At 71.3% G+C, this 2,823-nt stretch carries 2 protein-coding genes and 2 pseudogenes; 1 reads left to right on the top strand and 3 read right to left on the bottom strand.

All coding sequences use genetic code 11. The features are described from left to right. Nucleotides 1–311, bottom strand: a pseudogene (locus AB0K09_RS26170) (hypothetical protein); the annotation flags it as partial. 491 nt (nucleotides 312–802) lie between these two features. Between AB0K09_RS26170 and AB0K09_RS26165 the strand changes: the two are divergent. Continuing rightward, nucleotides 803–1,045, top strand: a pseudogene (locus AB0K09_RS26165) (IS5/IS1182 family transposase); the annotation flags it as partial. Between the two features lie 291 nt (nucleotides 1,046–1,336). On the opposite strand, the gene AB0K09_RS26160 reads toward AB0K09_RS26165, so the two are convergent. Together AB0K09_RS26160 and AB0K09_RS26155 are read right to left on the bottom strand one after the other, a co-directional pair. Then, on the bottom strand, nucleotides 1,337–2,248 hold the full coding sequence (locus AB0K09_RS26160; protein WP_366067846.1) for a hypothetical protein: 912 nt from the start codon (nucleotides 2,246–2,248) through the stop codon (nucleotides 1,337–1,339). 4 nt (nucleotides 2,249–2,252) lie between these two features. After that, entirely contained in the window at nucleotides 2,253–2,627 is a 375-nt protein-coding gene (locus tag AB0K09_RS26155) for a hypothetical protein (RefSeq protein WP_366067845.1), read from the bottom strand. Nucleotides 2,628–2,823 lie beyond the last annotated feature (196 nt).

Below are 2,823 nucleotides of genomic sequence, written 5' to 3'. Positions count from 1 at the left end.
CACTGTGTGGAGTCGAGCCAGCCGCCCGCGTTGGTGGCCCAGTGGCTGCGCGTAAATCCCTTGCCGTTCGACAGGCTCACCGTCAGCGTGTTTGTACCGCCGTTGTTCCAGATGGCCGCGATATCGGCTTTCCCGTCACCGTTGAAGTCCCCGTCAACCCATTTGGCTGCGTCGATCCAGCCGCCGTCACGGTCGCTCCACTGCGACCACCCCGGGAACCGAGAGCCATCGGACAGGTAGACCGCGGTGGACAGTAGGCCGCCTGGAGTGCCGGGTGTACGGCCCGAAACGAGAGTCAAGGCGATTGCCACTGCCAAGAGCAAGCACCCGGCGATGCCCCGTGTCCGGCCCTTAGACATAAGCCACATGAGCCCTCCTTCAGGTCGCTGGCGAGCCGCTGTGCAGCAGTGCGCGAGCTGAGCCATTTGGTGGTCGCTGGAATAGCCGATGTGTTCACGGAGCTGGCGCAACCAGGAGCAGGTCATCGGTGGAGTTGATTGATCGCTCGGGGACCGAACCGTCGGATGCGCCTTCTGCGCAGGTCGGTCGATTGACCAGTGCCCGGGCCTAGCGCTGGCAGTCTCCTGTACATCCACAAGGAAAGGACAGGCCAGTCCACCCTGCAACCGCTGTGACAGGGGGAGCGGCTGCGCGGTCGGGGCGTGACCGGTAGTGTTCGACTGAGCTCCTTCAGCGTGGCCGCTGATCGGGTGACGGTGGCAGGGCATGCAACGCACGAGGCCCCCGTTCCGTTGAGGGAGGTGTTCGAAGCCTCAACCCATCGGCACACGAAACTCGTTGATTCCCTGTATCCGTCGGTACCGCGCATGCCTGCGCCACCACCGTGACGAACCTGCTCGCCGCCCAGGCCCCGGGGCTGCTCAAGACTCTGCGCGAGAACGACCCGGACTTCGTCCTCCTCGACGAAACCATCGCCGAGTGCGACCACGTCGGCGACAGCCGTGCGGACTGCTCGGCCGAGCACCGCCGGCACGACGTGAACGTCCAGGTCCTCACCGACCCAACCGGCGAGCTGCTGTGGATCCCGCCCCCCTGCCGGGCCGCATCCACGAGAGAAACAGGCTCGGCAAGCCTTACGCCGCTGAGACCTGAGCGTGCTCTTTCGCAGAGCGGTGATGCTTCAGCTTTCGTGCAGCCATAGCGCCACGCGGGGTCGTGCGCCACCGTCCCTCGATCCCATGCCGTGTCTTGACACGCTCTCGGGCTGTGACTCGGGCTGGGGAGCGGCGCCGTTGACGCCCCTGTCGTGTCCGCAAGGGCGCCCACCCTGGACACGCCACCGGGGCAGCCCGCAGCCACCCCCGGGCGGTGCGCTTTATGCGCCTTTGCGGAAGAGGCGGTTGAGGAGAGTGCCGAGGCGCGGCTCCCAGGGGGCATCGGACGGCGCGGCGACGCCCACCTCCGCGGCCAGTTTCCGCAGGTGCACGTCGACGGCGGCCTCCACCAGCCCGGCGTGCGCCGCAGCCGCCCGGCGGCCGCGCCGCCATGCCGCCAGCCCGGCGGCGACGGACCCGATGGCCGCCGGCCACCAGAAGCAGCCGAGTACGGCGTAGCAGCAGGCCCACACGGATCCGGCGACGGCGGCGTCGAAGCGGGCCCGCGAGGCGCGTAGCTCCGCCCTCGTCTCCTCCGGCAGCACCAGCCACAGGGGCTGCCAGCAGGTGGCGAGGTCGATGCGGTACTGGCCGCGCAGCCGGCTGTCCGTCACGGCGAACCGGTCGCCGGTGTACGTGGGCCGGGTGGGCCTGGCCGGGACCATCCGGTCGCGGCGGGCGGCGAGTTCGTCGATCCGCCGGCGGTCGGGGTCGCGGCGTACGTGGGCCTCGGCGGCACGGCGGAGACCGTCGATCTCCGCTTGGACGCCGTCCCATCGCCGGACGCGCCGCTCGAGCAACCGGGCGGCCAACCGGTCGCCCCACCGCGGCCATTCCCCCGCCCAGATCCCTACGGCCACTTCCTCGGCGCATGTACGGACGAACGTCCCCACCGCCACGGACGCCAGGACGGCGACCGCCAGCGCCGCGACCTGCCCCACGACCGGCCAGTGCCCGGCGATCGCCGCCCACTGGCCGGCCCGCTCGCGCAGGAGCCCGGCGTCGAGGGCGTGCCCGTGGCCGAGCACGGCGGCGGCAGCGGCCGCCCCCATGAACAGCAGCCCGGGCGCCGCCAGGGCGGACATCCACTTCTCGGCCAGCTTCTCGCCGAGGCCGTCGAGGACGGGAGCCACCGGCTCACGCCTCGAGAACGCGCAGCGGTCGGTCCCCGAGCCAGCAGCGTCCGCCGGCCGGTATCGCGCCGCCCGGGGGCCGGGTCTCCTTCAGGCCGCACCACCCGTCGGGGCACAGGTACACCTCACCGATGGAGTGCGGCACGGGCACGGGAATGCCGCCCTCGCCCTGCCCACGGGTCGCGCCCGTCTCACCGGTCAGCACGTTCGGCGGAATGCCCAGGCGGGCGATGGCCTGCCGTACGGTCGCCCTTCCCGCGCGGACGGCCTCCACGGCGGCGTGGAGCTCGTCGCCCCGGCCCTCGGCCGCCATGACGTCGTCCAGCCAGGACATCGCCGCGCAGAATTCGGGGCGCAGCGAGCGGTCTTCTTCCCCCATTGCTCCCTCCATTGCTCCCTCGCTCCCCTCACGGTCCGCTGTGGACGACGGACGCCCAGAACAGCGGATCGTTGTAGTCGTCGTGGGCACGCAGGGCCGCGACCGCCAGGTGCAGGGCGTACGCCGGGCCGGGGCCGTCCGGCGCGGCGAGCGCGCGGTAGACCTCGCGGGCCAGCAGCGGGCCCATGGCGTCCTT

It is taken from the genome of Streptomyces sp. NPDC049577 (assembly GCF_040675635.1).
Classification (GTDB): domain Bacteria; phylum Actinomycetota; class Actinomycetes; order Streptomycetales; family Streptomycetaceae; genus Streptomyces.
Note: the sequence above shows the minus strand (reverse complement) of the source record. Positions and strands in the feature narration are given on the sequence as shown.

Excerpts from the sequence above, each read along its gene's own strand:
- AB0K09_RS26155 (WP_366067845.1), bottom strand. The coding sequence starts at position 2,627 with ATGGGGGAAGAAGACCGCTCGCTGCGCCCCGAATTCTGCGCGGCGATG.